General features: G+C 66.2%; 16 protein-coding genes. 14 read left to right on the forward strand and 2 right to left on the reverse strand.

Translation table 11 applies throughout. The annotated features are described in order from the left end of the window. Positions 1–3 precede the first annotated feature (3 nt). The 3 genes from FKV23_RS04180 to rrtA all read left to right on the forward strand — a co-directional run bounded on the left by FKV23_RS04180 (position 4) and on the right by rrtA (position 2,659). Complete coding sequence (locus tag FKV23_RS04180) at positions 4–819, forward strand: alpha/beta fold hydrolase (RefSeq protein ID WP_141622726.1); 816 nt, start codon at positions 4–6, stop codon at positions 817–819. A gap of 362 nt (positions 820–1,181) precedes the next feature. Continuing rightward, entirely contained in the window at positions 1,182–2,096 is a 915-nt protein-coding gene (gene rhlP, locus FKV23_RS04185) for a rhombotarget lipoprotein (protein WP_167284951.1), read from the forward strand. 47 nt (positions 2,097–2,143) lie between these two features. Further along, positions 2,144–2,659 (forward strand): rhombosortase, encoded by a 516-nt coding sequence (gene rrtA / locus FKV23_RS04190; protein WP_141622728.1) that lies wholly within the window; start codon positions 2,144–2,146, stop codon positions 2,657–2,659. On the opposite strand, the gene FKV23_RS04195 is transcribed toward rrtA, so the two are convergent. After that, entirely contained in the window at positions 2,628–3,503 is an 876-nt protein-coding gene (locus FKV23_RS04195) for a PhzF family phenazine biosynthesis protein (RefSeq protein ID WP_244244093.1), read from the reverse strand. The genes rrtA and FKV23_RS04195 overlap by 32 nt on opposite strands. Before the next feature lie 220 nt (positions 3,504–3,723). Here FKV23_RS04195 and FKV23_RS04200 point away from each other — a divergent pair, with 220 nt between their 5' ends. The 4 genes from FKV23_RS04200 to FKV23_RS04215 all read left to right on the forward strand — a co-directional run bounded on the left by FKV23_RS04200 (position 3,724) and on the right by FKV23_RS04215 (position 10,020). Beyond that, positions 3,724–6,306: a bifunctional aspartate kinase/diaminopimelate decarboxylase gene (locus FKV23_RS04200; protein WP_244244094.1), complete on the forward strand. Its 2,583-nt coding sequence runs from the start codon at positions 3,724–3,726 to the stop codon at positions 6,304–6,306. A 13-nt stretch (positions 6,307–6,319) separates the two neighbouring features. Next, positions 6,320–7,720, forward strand: a complete 1,401-nt coding sequence (murL, locus tag FKV23_RS04205) for a UDP-N-acetyl-alpha-D-muramoyl-L-alanyl-L-glutamate epimerase (protein ID WP_141622731.1) — start codon at positions 6,320–6,322, stop codon at positions 7,718–7,720. Continuing rightward, positions 7,662–9,140, forward strand: a complete 1,479-nt coding sequence (gene murD / locus FKV23_RS04210) for a UDP-N-acetylmuramoyl-L-alanine--D-glutamate ligase (RefSeq protein ID WP_141622732.1) — start codon at positions 7,662–7,664, stop codon at positions 9,138–9,140. The genes murL and murD overlap by 59 nt, the downstream gene beginning before the upstream one ends. A 79-nt stretch (positions 9,141–9,219) precedes the next feature. Next, on the forward strand, positions 9,220–10,020 hold the full coding sequence (locus FKV23_RS04215; protein ID WP_141622733.1) for a dienelactone hydrolase family protein: 801 nt from the start codon (positions 9,220–9,222) through the stop codon (positions 10,018–10,020). Between the two features lie 6 nt (positions 10,021–10,026). On the opposite strand, the gene FKV23_RS04220 is transcribed toward FKV23_RS04215, so the two are convergent. Continuing rightward, complete coding sequence (locus tag FKV23_RS04220; RefSeq protein WP_141622734.1) at positions 10,027–11,034, reverse strand: polyprenyl synthetase family protein; 1,008 nt, start codon at positions 11,032–11,034, stop codon at positions 10,027–10,029. 231 nt (positions 11,035–11,265) lie between these two features. Here FKV23_RS04220 and ssb point away from each other — a divergent pair, with 231 nt between their 5' ends. The 7 genes from ssb to FKV23_RS04255 all read left to right on the forward strand — a co-directional run bounded on the left by ssb (position 11,266) and on the right by FKV23_RS04255 (position 19,668). Next, a complete protein-coding gene (gene ssb / locus FKV23_RS04225) occupies positions 11,266–11,763 on the forward strand; it encodes a single-stranded DNA-binding protein (protein ID WP_141622735.1) in 498 nt (165 codons plus the stop codon). A 54-nt stretch (positions 11,764–11,817) separates the two neighbouring features. Continuing rightward, a complete protein-coding gene (rfbB, locus tag FKV23_RS04230; protein WP_141622736.1) occupies positions 11,818–12,870 on the forward strand; it encodes a dTDP-glucose 4,6-dehydratase in 1,053 nt (350 codons plus the stop codon). A gap of 9 nt (positions 12,871–12,879) precedes the next feature. Beyond that, positions 12,880–13,764 (forward strand): glucose-1-phosphate thymidylyltransferase RfbA, encoded by an 885-nt coding sequence (gene rfbA / locus FKV23_RS04235; RefSeq protein ID WP_141622737.1) that lies wholly within the window; start codon positions 12,880–12,882, stop codon positions 13,762–13,764. Then, positions 13,761–14,318 carry a dTDP-4-dehydrorhamnose 3,5-epimerase gene (gene rfbC, locus FKV23_RS04240; protein ID WP_141622738.1) on the forward strand — a complete coding sequence of 186 codons (558 nt, stop codon included), beginning with the start codon at positions 13,761–13,763 and terminating at the stop codon, positions 14,316–14,318. The genes rfbA and rfbC overlap by 4 nt, the downstream gene beginning before the upstream one ends. 10 nt (positions 14,319–14,328) lie before the next feature. Beyond that, on the forward strand, positions 14,329–15,216 hold the full coding sequence (gene rfbD / locus FKV23_RS04245; RefSeq protein WP_141622739.1) for a dTDP-4-dehydrorhamnose reductase: 888 nt from the start codon (positions 14,329–14,331) through the stop codon (positions 15,214–15,216). 106 nt (positions 15,217–15,322) lie between these two features. After that, positions 15,323–17,314 carry an alpha/beta hydrolase family protein gene (locus FKV23_RS04250; protein ID WP_141622740.1) on the forward strand — a complete coding sequence of 664 codons (1,992 nt, stop codon included), beginning with the start codon at positions 15,323–15,325 and terminating at the stop codon, positions 17,312–17,314. Positions 17,315–17,553: 239 nt separating this feature from the next. Beyond that, positions 17,554–19,668 (forward strand): S9 family peptidase, encoded by a 2,115-nt coding sequence (locus FKV23_RS04255; protein ID WP_141622741.1) that lies wholly within the window; start codon positions 17,554–17,556, stop codon positions 19,666–19,668. Positions 19,669–19,742: the final 74 nt, after the last annotated feature.

Genomic DNA, 19,742 nt, shown 5'->3' on the forward strand with positions numbered 1-19,742 from the left:
CGCTTGCTGGGGGAGGCGACCGGCGACTGCCGCCACGCCCTGCTGCTGCACGGCGCCGGCGGTGGCGGCTGGGAATGGGCGATCTGGCAGCCAGTGTTGGAGGCCGAGGGCATCGCTGTCCACGCTCTCGACCTGATGCCCGTCGCGGCCGGTTTGCAGGCCACCCGGCTCGATGACTACGTCGTCCAGGCACGGGCTGCGCTGGCGGCTCTGCCGCGGCCACGAGCGGCGATCGGCGCGAGCCTTGGCGGACTGCTGGCCGTGATCGTTGCCGATGCCGCCGATGCGCTGGTGCTGGTCAACCCGCTGCCGCCGTCTCCATGGGCCGGGCAGTTGCCCAGCCGTGAATGGCCTGACGTGGTGCCATGGGGCCGCGACGCACGACTGGCCTCGACCCGCCGTGCGTTGCCCGATGCCGATCCGGCCACCACGCTGTTCGCGTTCCGCCGCTGGCGCGACGAGTCGGGCGCGGTGCTGCGCGAGGCGCATGCTGGCGTGGCGATGGCCGCGCCGGTCTGCCGGACCTTGTGCATCGCTTCGGAGCACGACGAGGACGTGCCGGCCGGGGTCACGGCCGGGTTGGCCCGGGCCTGGTCGGGCGATTGCATGCATCTGGCCGATGCCAGCCATGTAGGCCCTTGCTCGGCCGTGCCGCGCCGGCCGTGGCCGGGCGGGTCGCGGGGTGGTTGCGACAGGTCTGAGGTTCTCCCCCGATCAAGGGAGAAGCGCCGGGTCTGTTGGATGACTGGGCGCTGGGGACGAAGGCCCTTGGGTGTGAATGTCCCCCGGCGCCGGCCAGGGCCGGCGCCTCCTCCTTGATTTCACACCCAAGGGCCTTCGCCCCCGGCGTTCGGAGATGATCGGTGGTTCCAGAAGCAGAGGACCGGCTTCGCGTTCCAGCGTGGCCGCGCGACCCGACGTGACCTGCCGGCCTTGACGGCGAAATCAAGGAGGAGGCCGCCGCCACGGGCGGCGGCCGGGGGACATTCGCCGTCAAGGCCGGCAGGTCGCGTCGGGACAGTCAGGTAGCGGCGAGAATCGGTGATCGAACGCAAGCGGCAGCCGCCACGCCTTCGCTGAAGGCGGGAGCGTGGATGGAACGGCCACACGAGGCCCATCGTGGCATCGGCTATAGTCCCGCCATTCCGGCCTGGCCGGTCCAGGAAACTCAGGGGGCGAAAATGGAAGATTCGAAAGGCGGAGAGCTGCGCCGTCACAAGGGCTCCCGGTGTCACTGGGGCAAGCGGGTCGTGGCGATGTTGCTGGGGCTTGCCGCGGTATCGCTGGTCGCCGGGTGTGCCTCGTTCTTTTCCGGAGCGGCACAACGTACCGGCGTATCCAGCAGCGTGGTCGACTACCTGTACCCGGCTGGCGAGAAGTTCGAGCCGATGCATGAGGAAACCCCGGAGGTCCGGTTGCCTGCCCGGGTGGGGTTGATGTTCGTGCCGTCGTCGCGACAGCCTGTCGGGCTTACCGGGGCCGACAAGCAATCCTTGCTGGACCAGGTGCGTGACGCATTCAAGAGCCAGCCCTTCATCGAGCGGATCGAGATCGTGCCGGACAGTTATCTGCGACCTGGAGGCGGATTCGAAAATCTCGAACAGGTCGCGCGCCTGCACGGAGTCGATATCGTCGCACTGGTGTCCTATGACCAGGTCCTGCGCACCGAGGAGTCGGCGGCATCGTTCCTGTACTGGACCATCGTCGGCGCCTACACGGTCCCGGCCAACCGCAACCAGGTCAGCACCTTCGTCGATACCTCGGTGTTCGACGTGGCCACGCGAACCCTGCTGTTGCGCGCGCCGGGACAGGACCAGCAGAAGGCTGCGTCCACCGCGATCCGGGTTGGCGACGTGCAGGACCGGCTGGCGCGCGAAAGCTTTCAGTCCGCAGTCACCGACATGGTCGCCAATCTGGATGCATCGATTGCCGATTTCGACCGGCGGGTGCGCGAGGAAGGTCAGGTGCGGCTGGTGGATCGCCGATCCGGAAGCAGTTGGCATCAACGATCGGGTGGAAAGGGGAGCGTACGGGCGTGGGAGCTGGGCGTTCTGTTGCTGGGCGCCGCGCTGCTGCTGTTGCGGCGACGCGGGTAACCCTGGCGACCGGTGCGCTGGCACTGGCCGGCCTGCATTGGCCCGCCGTGTTCGACGCGCTGGCGCTGGACCGGCCAATGCTGGAGGCCGGCCAGCTATGGCGCCTGTGGACTGGTCATCTCGTGCATGTGGATCCGGCCCACGCAGGGCTGAACCTCACAGCGCTGGTAATGCTGGCGGTCGTGGCTGTCCGTTCCCAGGCCATGGGCCGATTGTTGCTGGCCTCGCTGGTCCTGATGCCGGTGATCAGTATCGGGGTCTTGCTGCTTCTGCCTGACCTGCAGTGGTATGCCGGCCTGTCCGGCCTGCTGCACGGCTGGCTGGCATGGCTCCTGGTGCAACGCAGGGGGATCGTGGCCGTAGTCGGGCTGGCCCTGCTCGGCCTGAAGTTGTGGTGGGAGATGTCGTCCGGAGCGGTGGGCGGTACCGGAGTATCGGTGACGACCGAAGCGCACCGTTTGGGTGCGGCGGGCGGCCTGGTGCTGGCATGGGCCGCGCATGGGTGGCGCGCGGCACGCGGACGAGGGCGCCTTACCAGTCGATCTGTCCGCGCACCACGGTGACCACCCGGCCGCCGGACCAGACCTCGCCGTCGGCATCCACGTGCAGGTGCAGGCGGGCGTCGAAACCGACCTCGCGGCCCTGACTGACGACGTAGCGGCCGTCGCGGCCGGGCAGGGCGTCGTTGTGGGCCAGCCAGGCGGCGAGGGTGGCATTGGCGGCGCCTGAGGCGGCGTCCTCGAAACGGGCGGTGGCGCCGACGAAGGCGCGGACCACGAGGTCGTAATCGTTGCCGCTGTCGGCACGGGCGAAGCAGCACAGGCCCATGCTGTCGGTCGCGTGGGCCAGCGCCTCGATCGCGTCCCAGGCCGGTTCGATGGTCCGCAGGGCGGCCTCGTCGGCGATTTCGGCCAGCCACCAGCGGCGGCCGCCGTCCATCAACGCCGGCGGAAGTGCACCCGGAGACAGGCCGGCGAGGACATCGGCCAGGCGCGGGTCGTTTGCGGACGCCACCTCGACCACCGAGGCTCGCGGCGTGCGTATCGCGATCCGGCGCCCGGGGCCTTCGCCGTCTATCGCCAGCGGCAGCAGGCCGGCCGCGCCTTCCTGCCACAGCAGGCCGTCGACCGGCGCCACCCGGCCGAGTTCCAGCAGGGCGTGCGCGGTGCCGACACTCGGATGGCCCGCGAAAGGCACCTCCCGGCGTGGGCTGAACATGCGCACACGGTAGCTGGCGCCGGGTTGTGTCGGCGGAAACACGAAGGTGGTCTCCGGCAGCCGGGTCCAGCGGGCGATCGCCTGCATGGCGGCATCGTCCAGACCTTCGGCATCGGGAATCACGGCGAGCGGGTTGCCGGCGCCAGGGCGGTCGGCGAATACATCCATTTGCAGATAACGACGGGTCATGAGGAAAACGGGGGAGGTGTGGGGTCGGGGGAGGGGAGTTGCTCTAGAATTGCCGGTTTGGAGTAGCGGGCTCGGATGCATGGGCGGTATGCCGGCCCCGATGTCCCGAGGGCGGGACATGCGGCCCGCGATTGTCCGGCAGGGCAGGTGATTCTAGGCGGTGCCGGTGCCTCGTGCCGGTTCCATCTCCCCATATCGACATAACCTCAGAGGCGCAGTGGTGGCAGAAGGACAGCGTTGGGTCGTACTCAAGTTCGGCGGCACCTCGGTGTCCCGTCGCAACCGTTGGGACACCATCGGGACGCTCGCCGCCAAACGCATGGCCGAAGAGCATGCCCGCGTGCTGGTGATCGTGTCGGCCCTGTCCGGGGTCACCAACGAACTGACCGCGATCTGTGCCGGCGACGATGTCGCGGCGCGCGTCGAGGCGCTGGTCGAGCGCCATCGCATGTTCTGCGGCGAGCTGGATCTCGATGCCGACGCCGTGCTCGGCGAGCGGATCAGTACCCTGCGTGCGCTGGGCGCCGACCCGCGCGGCACCACACTGGCGCTGGACTGGCAGGCCGAGGTGCTGGCCCAGGGCGAGTTGATGTCGTCCACGCTTGGCGCGGCCTACCTGCGCTCGCAGGGCCACGATTTCGGCTGGTGCGACGCGCGCGACTGGCTCGATGCGGTATCGCTGCCCAACGCCAGCGAGTGGTCGCAGCGGCTGTCGGTCAACTGCCAGCGCGAGGCCGATGCCGGTTTCGGCGAACGCTTCTCGACCCAGCCCAATCCGCTGCTGATCAGCCAGGGCTTCATCGCCCGCCATCGCGATGGCAGCACCGCCGTGCTCGGCCGTGGCGGCTCGGACACCTCGGCGGCGTACTTCGGTTGCCTGCTCAAGGCCCGGCGGGTCGAGATCTGGACCGACGTGCCGGGCATGTTCAGCGCCAATCCGCGCGAGGTGCCCGACGCGCGCCTGCTGACCCGCCTCGACTATGCCGAGGCGCAGGAAATCGCCACCACCGGTGCCAAGGTGCTGCATCCGCGTTCGCTCGGCCCGTGCCGGCATGCGGATGTGCCGATGGCGATCCTCGACACCGAGCGCCCCGATCTGCCCGGTACCCGCATCGATACCTCGGCCGCGACCGTGCCGGGCGTCAAGGCGATCAGCCGCCGCAACGGCATCGTGCTGGTGTCGATGGAAAGCGTCGGAATGTGGCAGTCGGTCGGCTTTCTCGCCGACATCTTCGAGCGCTTCAAGCGGCACGGTTTGTCGGTCGACCTGATCGGCTCCTCGGAGACCAACGTCACCGTGTCGCTGGACCCGAGCGAGAACCTGGTCAACACCAACGTGCTGGAAGCGCTGTCGGCCGACCTGGAGCAGATCTGCCGGGTCAGGGTGATCGTGCCGTGCGCGGCGATCACCCTGGTCGGGCGCGGCATGCGTTCGCTGCTGCACAAGCTGTCGGGTGTCTGGGCGACTTTCGGCAAGGAGCGGGTGCACCTGATCTCGCAGTCGTCCAACGACCTCAACCTGACCTTCGTGATCGACGAAGCCGATGCCGACGGCATGCTGCCGTTCCTGCACGCCGAACTGATCGACAGCGGCGCGATGCCTGTGTACGAGGCGCAGGTGTTCGGCCCGCGCTGGCGCGAGATCCAGGGCCAGCTTCGGCCGAAACCGACGCCATGGTGGAAGGCCGAACGCGAGCGCCTGCTGCAACTGGCGGAAGGCGGCACGCCACGCTATGTCTACCACCTGCCGACGGTGCGCGAGCGTGCGCGCCAGTTGACCGCCATCGATGCGATCGATCGCCGCTACTACGCGATCAAGGCCAACTCGCATCCGCAGATCCTCAAGACACTGGTCGCCGAGGGTTTCGGCCTGGAATGCGTCTCGCTGGGTGAACTGCGCCATGTGTTCGAAGTCCTGCCGAAACTGGACCCCCGTCGGGTACTGTTCACCCCGAGCTTCGCGCCCCACACCGAGTACGCGGCCGCGTTCGAGCTGGGCGTGACCGTCACCGTCGACAATGTCGAGGCGCTGCGCCGCTGGCCGGAGGTGTTCCGTGGCCGCAGCATCTGGCTGCGCATCGATCTCGGTTACGGCGATGGCCACCATGAGAAGGTCACCACCGGCGGCAAGGCCTCCAAGTTCGGCCTCGCCGTTGCCCGCGTGGACGAGTTCGTCGATGCCGCCCGTGACCTGGGGGTGAGCATCGTTGGCCTGCACGCGCACCTGGGCAGTGGCGTGGAGACGCGTGCGCACTGGCGGCAGATGTACGACGAACTGGCCGGCTTCGCGCGCCGCATCGGCAGCGTGCAGGTGCTGGATATCGGTGGCGGCCTGCCGATTCCCTATGGCCAGGACGATGAGCCGTTCGACCTCGGCGACTGGGCCGAAGGCCTGGCCGAGATGAAAGCGGTGCATCCGGCGTTCCAGTTGGTGGTCGAGCCCGGCCGTTTTCTGGTCGCCGAGTGCGGCGTATTGCTGGCCAGCGCCTCGCAGGTGGTGGAGAAGGATGGCGTGCTGCGCGTCGGCCTGGATACCGGCATGAATGCGCTGATCCGCCCGGCGCTGTACGACGCCTGGCACGAGATCATCAACCTGCAGCGGCTGGATGAAGCGACCGACGGCGTTTTCGACGTGGTCGGGCCGATCTGCGAATCCAGCGACGTGTTCGGCCATCGCGTGCGCCTGCCGGCGACCACGGTGCCGGGCGACGCGATGCTGATCGCCGATGCCGGGGCCTACGGCTACACGATGGCCAGTACCTACAACCTGCGGGCCCTGCCGGTTGAGGACGTGATTGAATGAGTGAGTGGATGGAATGAACAAGTGGAGCTTCCAGCGTGACGCGATCGAAGCGTTCCGCTTCGTGCGTTGCGGCTTCGACCCGGAAACCGGCATCGCGACACTGGTGTACGCCTTCGACGACGGCCCGGAGCTGGTCGAGACCATCACCGTGCCCGGCGCGCCGTTTTTCAATGGCGATGCAGGGCTGGACGCCGCACGCGTTGCGGCGGTCGAACGCGCGCTGCGCCTGCTGCACCTGATCGCCGGTGTCAGCTATTACAAGGCGGCGGTGCCCGGGGAAATCCGGATCGACTCGTACGGGATCGACGCCGACACCGCGGCACTGCTGGAGACGATCTACGTCAACGGACTGGGTGAATTCGCGTATCGGAATGGCTTGAACCTCCACGACAGGATCAAGTTCCCTGTAGCCCGGGTAAGCGAAGCGCACCCGGGGGAACGTGCATCCCTCGGCCTGCGCCAGCACGCCCTCGTCGCCATCGGCGGCGGCAAGGACTCGCTGGTCAGCATCGAGGCCCTGCGCGAGCTGGGCGTCGAGCAGACCGTGGCCTGGATAGGCGGCTCGCAGCTGATCCGCGCCTGTGCCAACCGCACCGGTCTGCCGACCCTCAATATCGGCCGCGCATTGGCCCCCGAACTGTTCGAGTACAACCGCCAGGGCGCGTGGAACGGGCATATCCCGGTCACCGCGGTGAACTCGGCGATCCTGGTGCTGGCCGCGCTGCTGCATGGCGTCGACCAGGTCGTGTTCTCCAACGAGCGCTCGGCCAGCTACGGTTCGATCATCATCGCCCCTGACGGCAGGGGGACCGACGAGGTCAACCACCAGTGGTCGAAGGGCTGGGCGTTCGAGCAGGCCTTCGGCGAATACGTGGAGCGCCGCGTCGCCGCCGACCTGCACTACTACTCGCTGCTGCGGCCGCTGAGCGAGCTGGCGGTGGCCCGGCAGTTCGCCAGGAGCGACCGCTACGACGCGCATTTCTCCAGCTGCAACCGCAACTTCCACATCCTCGGCGAGCGCCCGGCCAACCGCTGGTGCGGCGTGTGCCCGAAGTGCCATTTCGTGTTCCTCGCGCTGGCGCCGTTCATGCCCAAGCCGCGCCTGGTCGGCATCTTCGGTCGCAACCTGCTCGATGACGAAGACCAGATCGCCGGCTACGACGCATTGCTGGAATATCGCGACCACAAGCCATTCGAATGCGTCGGCGAGGGGCGCGAATCGCGTGCGGCGATGGCGCTGCTGGCCACGCGCGCGGAGTGGCGTGGCGACCTGGTGGTCGAACGCTTCGCCCGCGAGATCCTGCCGCAATTGGACAGGGATGAGTTGGCCATTGATCCGTTGCTGGTGCCCGACGATGGGCACCGCATTCCCCCCGCGCTTCGGGAGCGATTGGGTGCGCGGCTCTCGGACTAGTTTCTCCGCGCTTGACGGCCGCAAGGTCGCGCTTTGGGGCTGGGGCCTCGAAGGCCGTGCGGCCCATGCGGCGTTGCGTGCTTCGCTCCGGCTCGCGCACCAGCCGCTGACAGTGTTCTGCACCGAGAGGGAAGCTGAAGGCATCCGTGCGCTCGGCGACCCGGCATTGACGGTGGAGACCGAGGCCTCGGCGGATCGCCTGTCCACCTTCGATGTGGTCATCAAGTCGCCCGGTATCAGTCCATACCGACCCGAGGCGATGGCTGCGTCGGAGCGCGGCACGCGTTTTATCGGCGGTACTGCGCTGTGGTTCGCAGATCATGCAGACGATGCGGGTTTCGTTCGCAACGCCGTCTGCGTGACCGGTACCAAAGGCAAGAGCACCACTACCGCGTTGCTCGCCCATCTGTTGCGTGCGGGCGGTCATCGCACCGCCCTGGCTGGCAACATCGGCCTGCCGCTGCTTGACGTGCTTGGCCCGCCGCCAGCGCTGCCACCTGCGTACTGGGCGATCGAGTTGTCGAGCTACCAGACCGGCGACGTCGCCGCCAGCGGCGTGCGTCCCGAGGTCGCTGTCGTCACCAATGTGTTTCCGGAGCACCTGGACTGGCACGGTTCGGAAGATCGCTACGTCGAGGACAAGTTGCGGCTGGTGGTCGAGGGGAGGCCTCGTATCGCCGTGCTCAACGCCGCCGATCCGCGCCTGTCCGTGCTCCGGCTGCCGGACAGCGAGGTGCGCTGGTACGGCAGCGAGGAGGGCTGGCACCTGCGCGGCGATATCCTGCATCGTGGCGACCAGAGAGTGCTCGACACTTCGCCGCTGCCACTGCCAGGCCGCCACAACCGCGGCAACCTGTGTGCGGCGCTCACCGCCATCGAGGCTTTGGGGCTGGAAGCGGTTCCGCTGGCCGCGGCCGCCACGGATTTCCGGCCGTTGCCGCACCGCCTGCAGTCGCTGGGCGTGCGCGGCGGCATCGAGTACGTCAACGACTCCATAAGCACCACTCCGCACGCGACCCTGGCGGCGCTGGACTGCTTCGCCGGCCGCCGTGTCGCGGTGCTGGTAGGCGGCCATGACCGCGGCCTGGATTGGTCGGTGTTCGTGGATGCGATGCGGGCGGAAGCGACGCGCACGCCGGTGGCCATCGTCACGATGGGGCAGAACGGTCCGCGGATCGCCGCGTTGCTCAGGCCGCAGGCCGGGAAGGCCGGCTTCGACTTGCGCGAAGCCGATACGCTGGAAAGCGCTGTCGTCGCAGCCCGCGAATGCCTGGACGGCAATGGCGTGCTGCTGCTGTCGCCTGGTGCGCCCAGCTTCGGCCCGTATCGCGATTATGTCGCCCGCGGTCGTCATTTTGCCGAACTGGCCGGTTCCGACCCGGACGCGATCAGTTCGATTCCGGGGCTCGGCATCGGTTGAGTCCGCTTCCGGCGCCGCAGCATGCGCTCCGGTACCGACCGCGCTAGGCTCGCACCGTGTTCCTCGACGGAGACCGGTCATGCGTCGCATAGTCGCGGCCCTTGTTCTTTGCTTGCCCGCCCTGCCGGTCCTGGCTGAAATGCGGACCGAACCGGTCGCGTGGGAGGTGGACGGCGAGCCCTTCGAGGGCGCGCTCGTCTACGACGATGCTTCCACCGCGACGCGTCCGGGACTGGTGATGGTGCCGAACTGGATGGGTGTGGGCGAACATGCCATCGCCAAGGCCAGCCAGATTGCCGGGCAGGATCACGTGGTGCTCGTCGTGGATGTGTACGGCAAGGGCGTGCGGCCAAAGAATGCGGACGAGGCGCGTGCGCAGGTCGGCCGGGCCTATGCCGACGGCGGTGCCTCCCTGCGTGCACGCGCCGCACAGGCGGTAGAGGTACTGAAGGCGCAGGCGGACCGGGTGCCCCTGGACCCGCAGCGGATCGGCGCGCTGGGCTTCTGCTTCGGCGGTTCGGTTGCACTGGAGCTGGCGCGCGATGGCGCCGAACTGGCCGGCATCGTCAGCTTCCACGGCGGGCTGAAGACCTATCTACCCGGCGAGAACAACCGGATCGGAACGTCTGTGCTGGTGTTGAATGGTGCAGACGACACGTCGGTGCCGGACGAGGACATCCGTGCCTTCGAGCAGGAGATGGATGCGGCCGGGGCAGACTGGCAGTTCGTCAACTTCAGCGGCGCGCGGCACTGCTTCGCGCAAGAGGAGGATGCGGATAATCCGCCCGACAGCAACTGCCGCTACGACGCGCGTGCGGCGAAACGTTCGATGGCGATGATGCGGTTGTTCTTCGCCGAGCGCTTCGGAAACGTGCGCTGATCCCGATCAGTGGTCGCGGCTGACCGCGTAGCGGGCCAGCCCGCGCAGTGCCGCTACGTACTCGTTGTCACCGATGCCGGTCAGCGCGGCTTCTGCCCGCGCGGCGTAGGCAGCGGCGCGCATGCGACTGTAGGCGAGGCTGTCGCAGGCCTGGATCGCGGTCAGCACTTCCGGCAGCGCGTCGGTGTCGCCTTCCTCGACGATCGAGCGCAGGCGGGCGCGGGTTTCCGCATCGCTGTGCTGCATGGCGTGGATCAGCGGCAGGGTCGCCTTGCCCTCGGCCAGGTCGTCGCCGAGGTTCTTGCCCATGGTTTCGGCATCCGAGGCGTAGTCGAGCACGTCGTCGGCGATCTGGAATGCGTAGCCGAGATTCATGCCGTAATCGTGCAGGGCGTCACAGCTGGCGACGTCGGCACCTTCGACCAGTGCACCGAGCCGGGTCGCGGCCGCGAACAGTACCGCGGTCTTGCGTTCGATCACGCGCAGGTAGGCGGTTTCGTCGGTGTCGGGGTTGCGCACGTGCAGCAGTTGCAGGACTTCGCCTTCGGCGATCAGGTTGGTGGTGTCGGCGAGGATGCGCATGACTTCCATGCGGTCGAGCTCGACCATCAGCTGGAAGCTGCGCGAGTACAGGAAGTCGCCGACCAGCACGCTGGCGGCATTGCCCCAGACCGCATTGGCGGTGCGACGGCCGCGGCGCAGGTCGGACTCGTCGACCACGTCGTCGTGGAGCAGGGTCGCGGTGTGGATGAATTCGACCACCGCCGCCAGCTGATGGGCATCGGCATTGATCGCATGCCGACCGCCGCCGGTCGCGCCTGCCGCCAGCAGCAGCAGCATCGGCCGCAATCGCTTGCCGCCGGCGCCGACGATGTACTCGGCGACCTGGTTGATCAGCACCACGTCCGAGGCCAGGCGACGGCGAATCAAGGCGTCGACGGCAGCCATGTCCGTGCGGGCGAGCGACTGGATGGTGGCGAGGTCCGGAGCGGCGGCCTGAGGCTGTGCTGACATGCGGGGGACTAGGGACGAAGGACGCCGGATTATACCGGTGGGGCGCGGCCGTCCCCCTCGCGCCGTGGTCACGGCCCGTGCTCTGGCGGTGTCCGGCCGGCCGTTCATCCGGGAGTAGGGAAATTCCTACCCGGCATCGGGAGCCAGACCGGTGGTGTCGGAACGAAGGGTATACTCAAATGCCGTATCGCCCCTGAGGCGAATTTCCAGAGCAAGCATAGGACCCCGTACATGGCTCGTGGCATCAACAAGGTGATCCTGGTCGGCAACCTCGGCAACGATCCCGACACCAAATACACCCAGGGCGGCATGGCCGTGACCCGGATCAGCCTGGCGACCACCAGCGTACGCAAGGACCGCGAGGGCAACACCCAGGAGCGCACCGAATGGCACCGGGTGGTGTTCTTCGGCAAGCTCGGCGAGATCGCCGGCGAATACCTGCGCAAGGGCAGCCAGGTCTATGTGGAAGGCTCGATCCGTTACGACAAGTACACCGGCCAGGACGGGGTGGAGAAGTACTCCACCGACATCATTGCCGACGAGATGCAGATGCTCGGTGGCCGCGGCGAAGGCGGCGGTGGCAGCCGCGGCGAGTACCGTGGTGGTGGTGACCGACCGCAGCAGCAGCGCGCACCGGCACGGCAGGACGCCCAGCCCCGGCGTGAGGCACCGCCGGCCAAGTCGAACGACTTCGCCGATGATTTCGCGGATGATGACATCCCCTTCTGATGGCCGGACGGCGGGCCATGATTTTGTCTTTTGTCTGATATTTGGAGTTGCTTGATGCCGACTTGGTTCGTGACCGGTGGAGCCGGTTTCATTGGCGGGAATTTCGTATTGGATGCGGTGGGGCAGGGCGTCAGGGTGGTCAACCTCGATGCCCTGACATATGCAGGAAACCTGGATACCCTCGCCACGCTTGAAGGCAATGCCGATCATGCGTTCGTGCAGGGCGACATAGGCGATGCCACTCTTGTCCGGACGCTGTTGAATGAATGCCGTCCCGACGCAGTGATCAACTTCGCCGCCGAAAGCCATGTGGATCGCTCGATTGACGGCCCAGCGGCATTCGTGCAGACAAACGTGGTCGGCACGCTCAGTCTGCTGGAGCAGGTCCGCGATTACTGGAAGTCGCTCGACGAGGCCGGCCAGCGTGATTTCCGCTTCCTGCACGTGTCCACCGACGAGGTCTACGGCACGCTTGGGGAGACCGGCAGTTTCACGGAGACCACGCCGTACGCGCCAAACTCGCCGTACTCGGCATCGAAGGCCGCGTCCGACCACCTGGTACGGGCGTTTCACCACACCTACGGCCTGCCGGTGCTGACCACCAACTGCTCGAACAACTACGGTCCATACCAGTTCCCGGAAAAGCTGATCCCATTGGTGATCGCCAAGGCGCTGGCCGGTGAGCCGATCCCGGTTTACGGCGATGGGCTCAATGTCCGCGACTGGTTGTTCGTGCAGGATCACTGCGATGCGATCGTACGGGTGCTGGAAAAAGGGCGTCCTGGCGAAACCTATAACGTCGGCGGCAACGCCGAGCGCGAGAACATCGTCGTGGTCCGCACGATCTGTCGCCTGCTCGATGAACGCCGCCCCCTTGGAGATGGCCGCAAGCGGGAGGATCTGATCACTTTTGTCAAGGATCGCCCGGGCCACGATCGCCGCTACGCGATCGATGCGTCGAAGCTGCGCGACGAACTCGGTTGGGAGCCAACACTGAGCTTCGACGAAGGCATGGCGCGCACGGTCGACTGGTATCTGGACAACCAGCCATGGGTGCAGCGTGTGCTGGATGGCAGCTACCGCCTCGAACGCATCGGACAGGGCTGAGGAGGACGCATGGCACGCAAGGGCATCATTCTGGCCGGCGGTTCCGGAACCCGTCTGTATCCGATCACCCAGGCCATCAGCAAGCAACTGCTGCCGGTCTACGACAAGCCGATGATTTATTACCCGCTCAGCGTACTGATGCTGGCGGGCATCCGCGACGTGCTGATCATCAACACACCGCACGAGCAGGCGCTTTTCCAGAATCTGCTCGGGGATGGCTCGCAGTGGGGGATGAATCTAGAGTACGCAGTGCAGCCGAGTCCGGATGGACTTGCCCAGGCTTTCCTGATTGGCCGTGAGTTCCTGGCTGGGCAGCCGAGTTGCCTGGTGCTGGGCGACAACATCTTCCATGGCCCGGGCCTGACCGCGATGCTCAAGCGTGCCGATGGACGCGAGCAAGGTGCGACCGTGTTCGGCTACTGGGTCCGTGATCCGGAGCGTTACGGCGTGGCCGAGTTCGACAACGGCGGCAAGGTCGTGTCGATCGAGGAGAAGCCGAGCCAGCCCCGCTCCAATTACGCCGTGACCGGCCTGTACTTCTATGACGGCCGGGTCAGCGACATCGCCGCTGAACTGAAGCCTTCACCACGCGGTGAACTGGAGATCACCGATCTCAACAAGCGCTACCTCGATGAAGGTTCGCTGCATCTGGAGCAGCTTGGTCGCGGCTATGCCTGGCTGGATACGGGCACCCACCAGTCGTTGCTGGAGGCCTGCAACTACATCGAGACCATCGAGGCGCGTCAGGGCCTGCGAGTCTGCTGTCCCGAGGAGATCGCCTGGAACAATGGCTGGATCGACGACGAAAAGCTGGTCGAACTGGCGGGTTCATTGTCGAAGAACGGCTACGGAGAGTACCTGATGGGCCTCGCCAAGCGCGGGTTCGTGCCATGAAGGTGATCGAGACCGATTTGCCGGGTTGCGTGGTGATCGAACCGCAGGTATTCGGCGACGATCGCGGCTTCTTCTTCGAATCGTTCAACCACGACAAGCTGGCCGTGCACGGGCTCAGGCCCGCGTTCGTACAGGGCAACGTGTCTTCATCCAGCCGAGGGGTGCTGCGCGGGTTGCACTACCAGTGGCCGAAACCACAGGGCAAGTATGTGTCCGTGGTCGAAGGCGAGGTCTGGGACGTCGCGGTCGATATCCGCCGCGGTTCGCCACATTTCGGGCGCTGGGCCGCGGTGCTGCTGACCGCCGACAACAAGCGCCACTTCTGGATTCCGGAAGGTTTCGCGCACGGCTTCGTGGTCCTCAGCGAGCGTGCGGTGTTTACCTATCTGTGCACCGAAACCTATGACCGCGAGGCCGACGCCGGCATCCGCTGGGACGATCCCGACCTCGCGATCGACTGGCCTGTCAGCGCGCCGGTGCTGTCGGAGAAGGACGCACGCGCACCACTCCTCAAGGATGTAGCAGAGGACCGGCTGCCGATTTTCGTTCCATGAGCGCCAGGCCATGAAGATCCTGCTTCTCGGGGGCAACGGCCAGGTGGGCCGCGAACTGCGCCGCAGCCTGGCACCGCTGGGCGAAATCGTCGTTACCAGTCGTGATGGACGTCTTGAACCGGAGGGCCCGGCCGAAGCGCTGGACCTGTCCGACCTCGGTGCCATCGCGCGAATGGTCGGGCGCTTCAGGCCGGATGTCGTGGTCAATGCCACCGCATACACTGCCGTCGACAAGGCCGAGGCCGAGCGCGAACTCGCGTTCCGCATCAATGCCGAAGCCCCGGGCGTGCTCGCCTCTGCCTGCGCCGAGGCCGGCATCCCGCTGGTCCACTACTCGACCGACTACGTTTTCGACGGCCAGGGCACCAGTCCATATCGCGAGGACGATCCGACCGCCCCACTGGGCGTCTACGGCGAAAGCAAGTTGGCCGGCGAGGAAGCGATCCGTGCCAGCGGCGTCGAGCATCTGATCCTGCGAACTGCCTGGGTCTACGCCCTGCACGGACACAATTTCCTTCGCACCATGCTGAGGCTTGCGGCCGAGCGCGACGAACTGCGGGTCGTCGGCGACCAGGTCGGCAGCCCGACGCCGGCCTGGCTGATCGCCGATGTCACCGCACGACTGCTGGCGAATGGAGCGACGGACGCGGGAACCCTGCACCTGACGACGGCCGGGCAATGCAGCTGGCATGCATTCGCCGGCGAGATCGTGCGCCTGGGCGTTGAGACAGGGCGGATTGAGCGCGCGCCCGTGATCACGCCGATCCCCACTGCCGACTATCCGACACCGGCGCGCAGGCCTGCATTCTCCGTGCTCGACACCAGGCGCCTGGAGCAGGTTGCAGGGGTAGGCCTGCCGCAGTGGCGGCAAGCACTGGCGAAGACCCTGGACGTCTGAACGCCACCCTGGAGCTTTGTGTACAGTATCCGGGCCTCGAAACATCCTTCTGGGGAGAAGGGCGGGGCTTTCAATGGAGTCGTAATTCAATCATCTGGGGGGGAGGATGAAGCGTATTGTGTTGGCGGCCCTGCTGGCCATTGCGTCCTCGGCCATGCCTGCAGCCGTGGCTGGACCGGTGGATGTGGGGGCTTTCGTCAGGAAGGATCATTTCGACGACATCAAGATATCGCCTACCGGCGAGTATTACGCGGCGACCGTACGCGGCGAGGACCGTACCGGACTGGTGATCATCAATCGTGCCGAAGGCAAGGTCACCGCACAGGTCAGCGGTACCAGGAACACCGTTGTCGATGACTTCTGGTGGGCCAATTCCGAGCGGATCGTGGCCAGCATGGCGGAGAAGTTCGGCAGTCTGGACCGGCCGCTGGGCACCGGCGAGCTATATGCGGTCAGTGCCGACGGCAGCAAATCCGAAATGCTGGTGGGACAGCGTCTGCAGGGCAGTGGGCCGGGGTCGCGAATCGACCGGAAGAAGGTGGAGCGGGTCTGGGCCGACATGGTCAATGCCCTGCCGAACGACGACAGACATGTCGTGATCGCCGTGGGACCGTTCACTGCCGAGCCCTACACGCGCGCCGAGCGTATGGATGTCTACACGGGTCGCCGCGTTCCGATTGCGCGCGCACCGGTGCGGCGTGCCAACTTCAGTACCGACAACCGGGGCGAGGTGCGGTTCGCCCACGGTGCTGGTATCGATAACATGAGCAAGCTGTATTACCGCAACGGCAAGGGCGACGATTGGCAGCTGATCAGCGATGAAGGCGAAACCGGCCTGGATCAGCGGGTGATCGGGTTCTCGGCCGACGACAACACGGCCTACCTGCGCGCCGAACAGGCCGACGGACCGGACGCGATCATCGCGCTGGACCTTTCGGACATGAGTCGCAGGCAGGTGTTGCGTGACGAAGTCGCCGATCCCGCGCGCATCATCTATCGAAGCCGGACCCGCATTCCGGTCGGTGCCTTCTTCGCCAATGGCAAACCGCGCACTGCATTCATCGATGATGACGAGCCGGAGGCGCGCTTGTACCGCAGCCTGGAGGCCGCCTTCGACGGCCAGGCTGTGCGGATCACCTCGCGGACCACGGATGGCAACCTGGCGCTGTTGCAGGTTTTCAGTGACCGCAATCCCGGCGACTTCTATGTTTTCGATATTGCTGCGAAGAAAGCGGATCACTTGCTCAGCCGGCGCGAATGGTTCGATCCGGATGGGATGGGTGAGATGCGCCCGGTCACGTTCAAGGCACGCGATGGTCTGTCGTTGCACGGATATCTGACTCTGCCCAACGGTTCTGGTGGCAGCAGCCTGCCCATGGTGGTGATGCCGCATGGCGGACCGTTCGGCATCCAGGATACGTGGGGGTTTGATACCAACGCCCAGTTGCTTGCCGGGGCGGGATACGCGGTGCTGCAAGTCAACTTCCGTGGCTCCGGGGGCTTCGGCAAGGCGTTCAGGGCCGCCGGCGCGAAACAATGGGGCAGGGCGATGCAGGACGACCTGACCGACGCTACCCGCTGGGCGATCCAGCAGGGCATCGCCGATTCCGGGCGGATCTGTATTTTCGGCGCCAGCTATGGCGCCTATGCCTCGCTGATGGGTGTGGCGAAAGAGCCCGGGCTGTATCGATGCGCGGCCGGCTATGTCGGTGTGTACGACCTGCCGACCATGCATGTACATGGCGATATCCAGGAAAGGCGCTCTGGCGGAACCTACCTGAAGGAGTGGGTCGGTGAGCGCGACGAGGTGGCGGAGGTGTCCCCGGCCCGGCTCGCCGACCGGATCAAGGTGCCGGTTTTTCTTGCTGCCGGTGGCGAGGACCAGCGCACACCGATCAAGCACAGCGAGATGATGGAGCGGGCGTTGAAGAAGGAGGGTGTGCCGGTGGAAACCCTTTACTACAAGACCGAGGGTCACGGCTTCTACAAGGAAGAACACCAGCGGGAGTTCTACACCCAGCTGTTGGCGTTCCTTTCCAGGAACCTCGGTGGCGATGTGGCGACAACCTCATCGGGAGGCGCTGCTGCCGGCGACTGACCGGTGGAATGGTTGCCGCGAATGAATAAACGGCGCCTTCGGGCGCCGTTTTGCTTGCCGGGCTGCCGGTGAACTGGCGCAATCCAGAAGCCGCCCGACATCCCCCTTGGGTCTGCTCTTTCCATGAAGCAGTATTTGCTGCTGCGATGCAGCAACAGACGGCCGTGACCGTTGGCCTTTGCCCCGGCGCGGCCAGCCGCCTAACATCGGACCTTTCGCCCATCCCGGAGCCCCGCTTCATGAGCCTTCGCCATGCCGTCCTGCCGCTGCTGGTCGCGGCAACGCTGCCATTCGCCAGCCTGCTTGCAGCCAGCAGTTCCGCCTTTGCCGCCGAGCGGGGTTTCGATATCCGCGATCTGGCCTCGATCGACCGGTTCTCCTCGCCGTCGCTGTCGCCGGATGGGCGCCACATCGTGTTCGCCAAGCGCGAGGCCGATCTGGAGGCGAACAAGGCCGGCTCCAGCCTGTGGATCCGTGATCTGTTCGCACGCGACGCGGCGCCGCCGAAGCAACTGACGCCTGAGGGCTGGAACGTCAACTCGCCGGCGTTCTCGCCCGATGGCAGCAAGGTCTATTTCCTGAGCGGCAAGTCCGGCAGTTCGCAGCTGTATTCGATCGACGTGCGTGGTGGCAAGCCGCGCCAGCTGACCGACTTTCCGGTCGACATCGGTGGCTTCAGGATCTCGCCGGACGGCAGCCGCGTTGCTTTCAATGCCGAAGCCTTTCCGGACTGTGGCAGCGATCTGGCCTGCAACAAGGCCCGCCTCGACGAGCGTGCGGAGTCGAAGCAGAGCGGCGTCGTGTACGACAGCCTGTTCGTCCGTCACTGGGATACCTGGAAGGACGGCCGCCTGAACCGTGTGTTCGTCGCCCGGCTGGAGGGGATGCGGGGCGGCAAGCCCGCCACCACGGCGAATCTGGTCGGGGCGGACCTGCTGGCCAACGTGCCGTCGAAACCGTTCGGCGACAGCAGCGAATACACCTGGGCACCGGATGGACAGTCGCTGGTGATGAGCGCGCGACTGGCCAACCGCGAAGAGCCCTGGTCGACCAACTTCGACCTCTACCAGGTCGATGCCGATGGCAACGGCACGGCGCGCAATCTGACCGAGGCCAACAAGGCCTGGGACACCGGCGCGGTATTCAGCGCCGACGGCGGCACCCTGTACTACACGGCGATGAAGCGTCCCGGCTTCGAGGCCGACCGTTTCGGCCTGATGGCGATGGACATGGCCACCGGCGCCACCCGCGAGATCGCCCCCGGCTGGGACCGTTCCGCCGGCGGGATCACCCTGTCAGCCGATGGCACGACGATCTACACCGCCGTCGATGACATGGGCGAGCATCCGCTGTTCGCGATCGACATCGCCAGCGGCGACGTCCGCAAGCTGGTCGGCGAGGGCAGCGTGTCGTCGGTACAGGCGGCAGGGCCGACCCTGGCCTTCACCCGCGCCAGCCTGCATACCGGCAGCGTCGTCTATGCCGCCACGCCGGAGGGTGAATCGCTGCGGGCACTGACGCCCAGTGCCGGCGAGATGCTGCCGGAAGTGAAATTCGGTGATTTCGAGCAGTTCAGCTTCAAGGGTTGGAACGGCGAGACCGTACACGGGTATGTGGTCAAGCCCTGGAACCATGAGGAAGGACGCAAGTATCCGGTCGCCTTCATCATTCACGGCGGCCCGCAGGGCAGCTTCGGCAACGGCTGGAGCTACCGCTGGAACCCGCAGACCTATGCCGGCCAGGGCTACGCAGTGGTGATGATCGACTTCCACGGCTCCACAGGCTATGGACAGGCGTTCACCGATTCGATCAGCGGCGACTGGGGCGGCAAGCCGCTGGTGGATCTGCAGAAGGGTTGGGTCGCAGCGCAGGAAAAGTACGGCTTCCTCGATGGCGACCGCGCCTGCGCACTCGGCGCCAGTTATGGCGGCTACATGATCAATTGGATTGCAGGCAATTGGTTCGACAGCAACGGCAACTCGCCGTGGAAGTGCCTGGTCAATCACGATGGCGTGTTCGATACCCGTTCGATGGGTTACGTGACCGAGGAGTTGTGGTTCACCGAATGGGAGAACGGCGGCACTCCGTACGACGTGCCGGCGAACTACGAGAAGTTCAACCCGGTCAACCACGTGTCGAAGTGGAAGGTGCCGATGCTGGTGGTGCAGGGCGAGAAGGACTACCGCGTCCCGCTCGACCAGGGATTGTCGACATTCACCGCGCTGCAGCGCCGCGGCATCGAGTCGAAGCTGCTGTACTTCCCGGACGAGAACCATTGGGTGCTCAAGGGGCAGAACAGCGTGCAGTGGCACGATACGGTCAACGACTGGCTGAAACAGCATATCGGCGACTGACGCCGCGCCTCTTGCCGTTGTCCCGACCCGGCGACTCTGGGTCGGGGTCTGCTTTCTGCAGCAGCGCGTCCTTT

Origin of the sequence: Lysobacter alkalisoli (assembly GCF_006547045.1) — a bacterium.
GTDB classification, from domain to species: domain Bacteria; phylum Pseudomonadota; class Gammaproteobacteria; order Xanthomonadales; family Xanthomonadaceae; genus Marilutibacter; species Marilutibacter alkalisoli.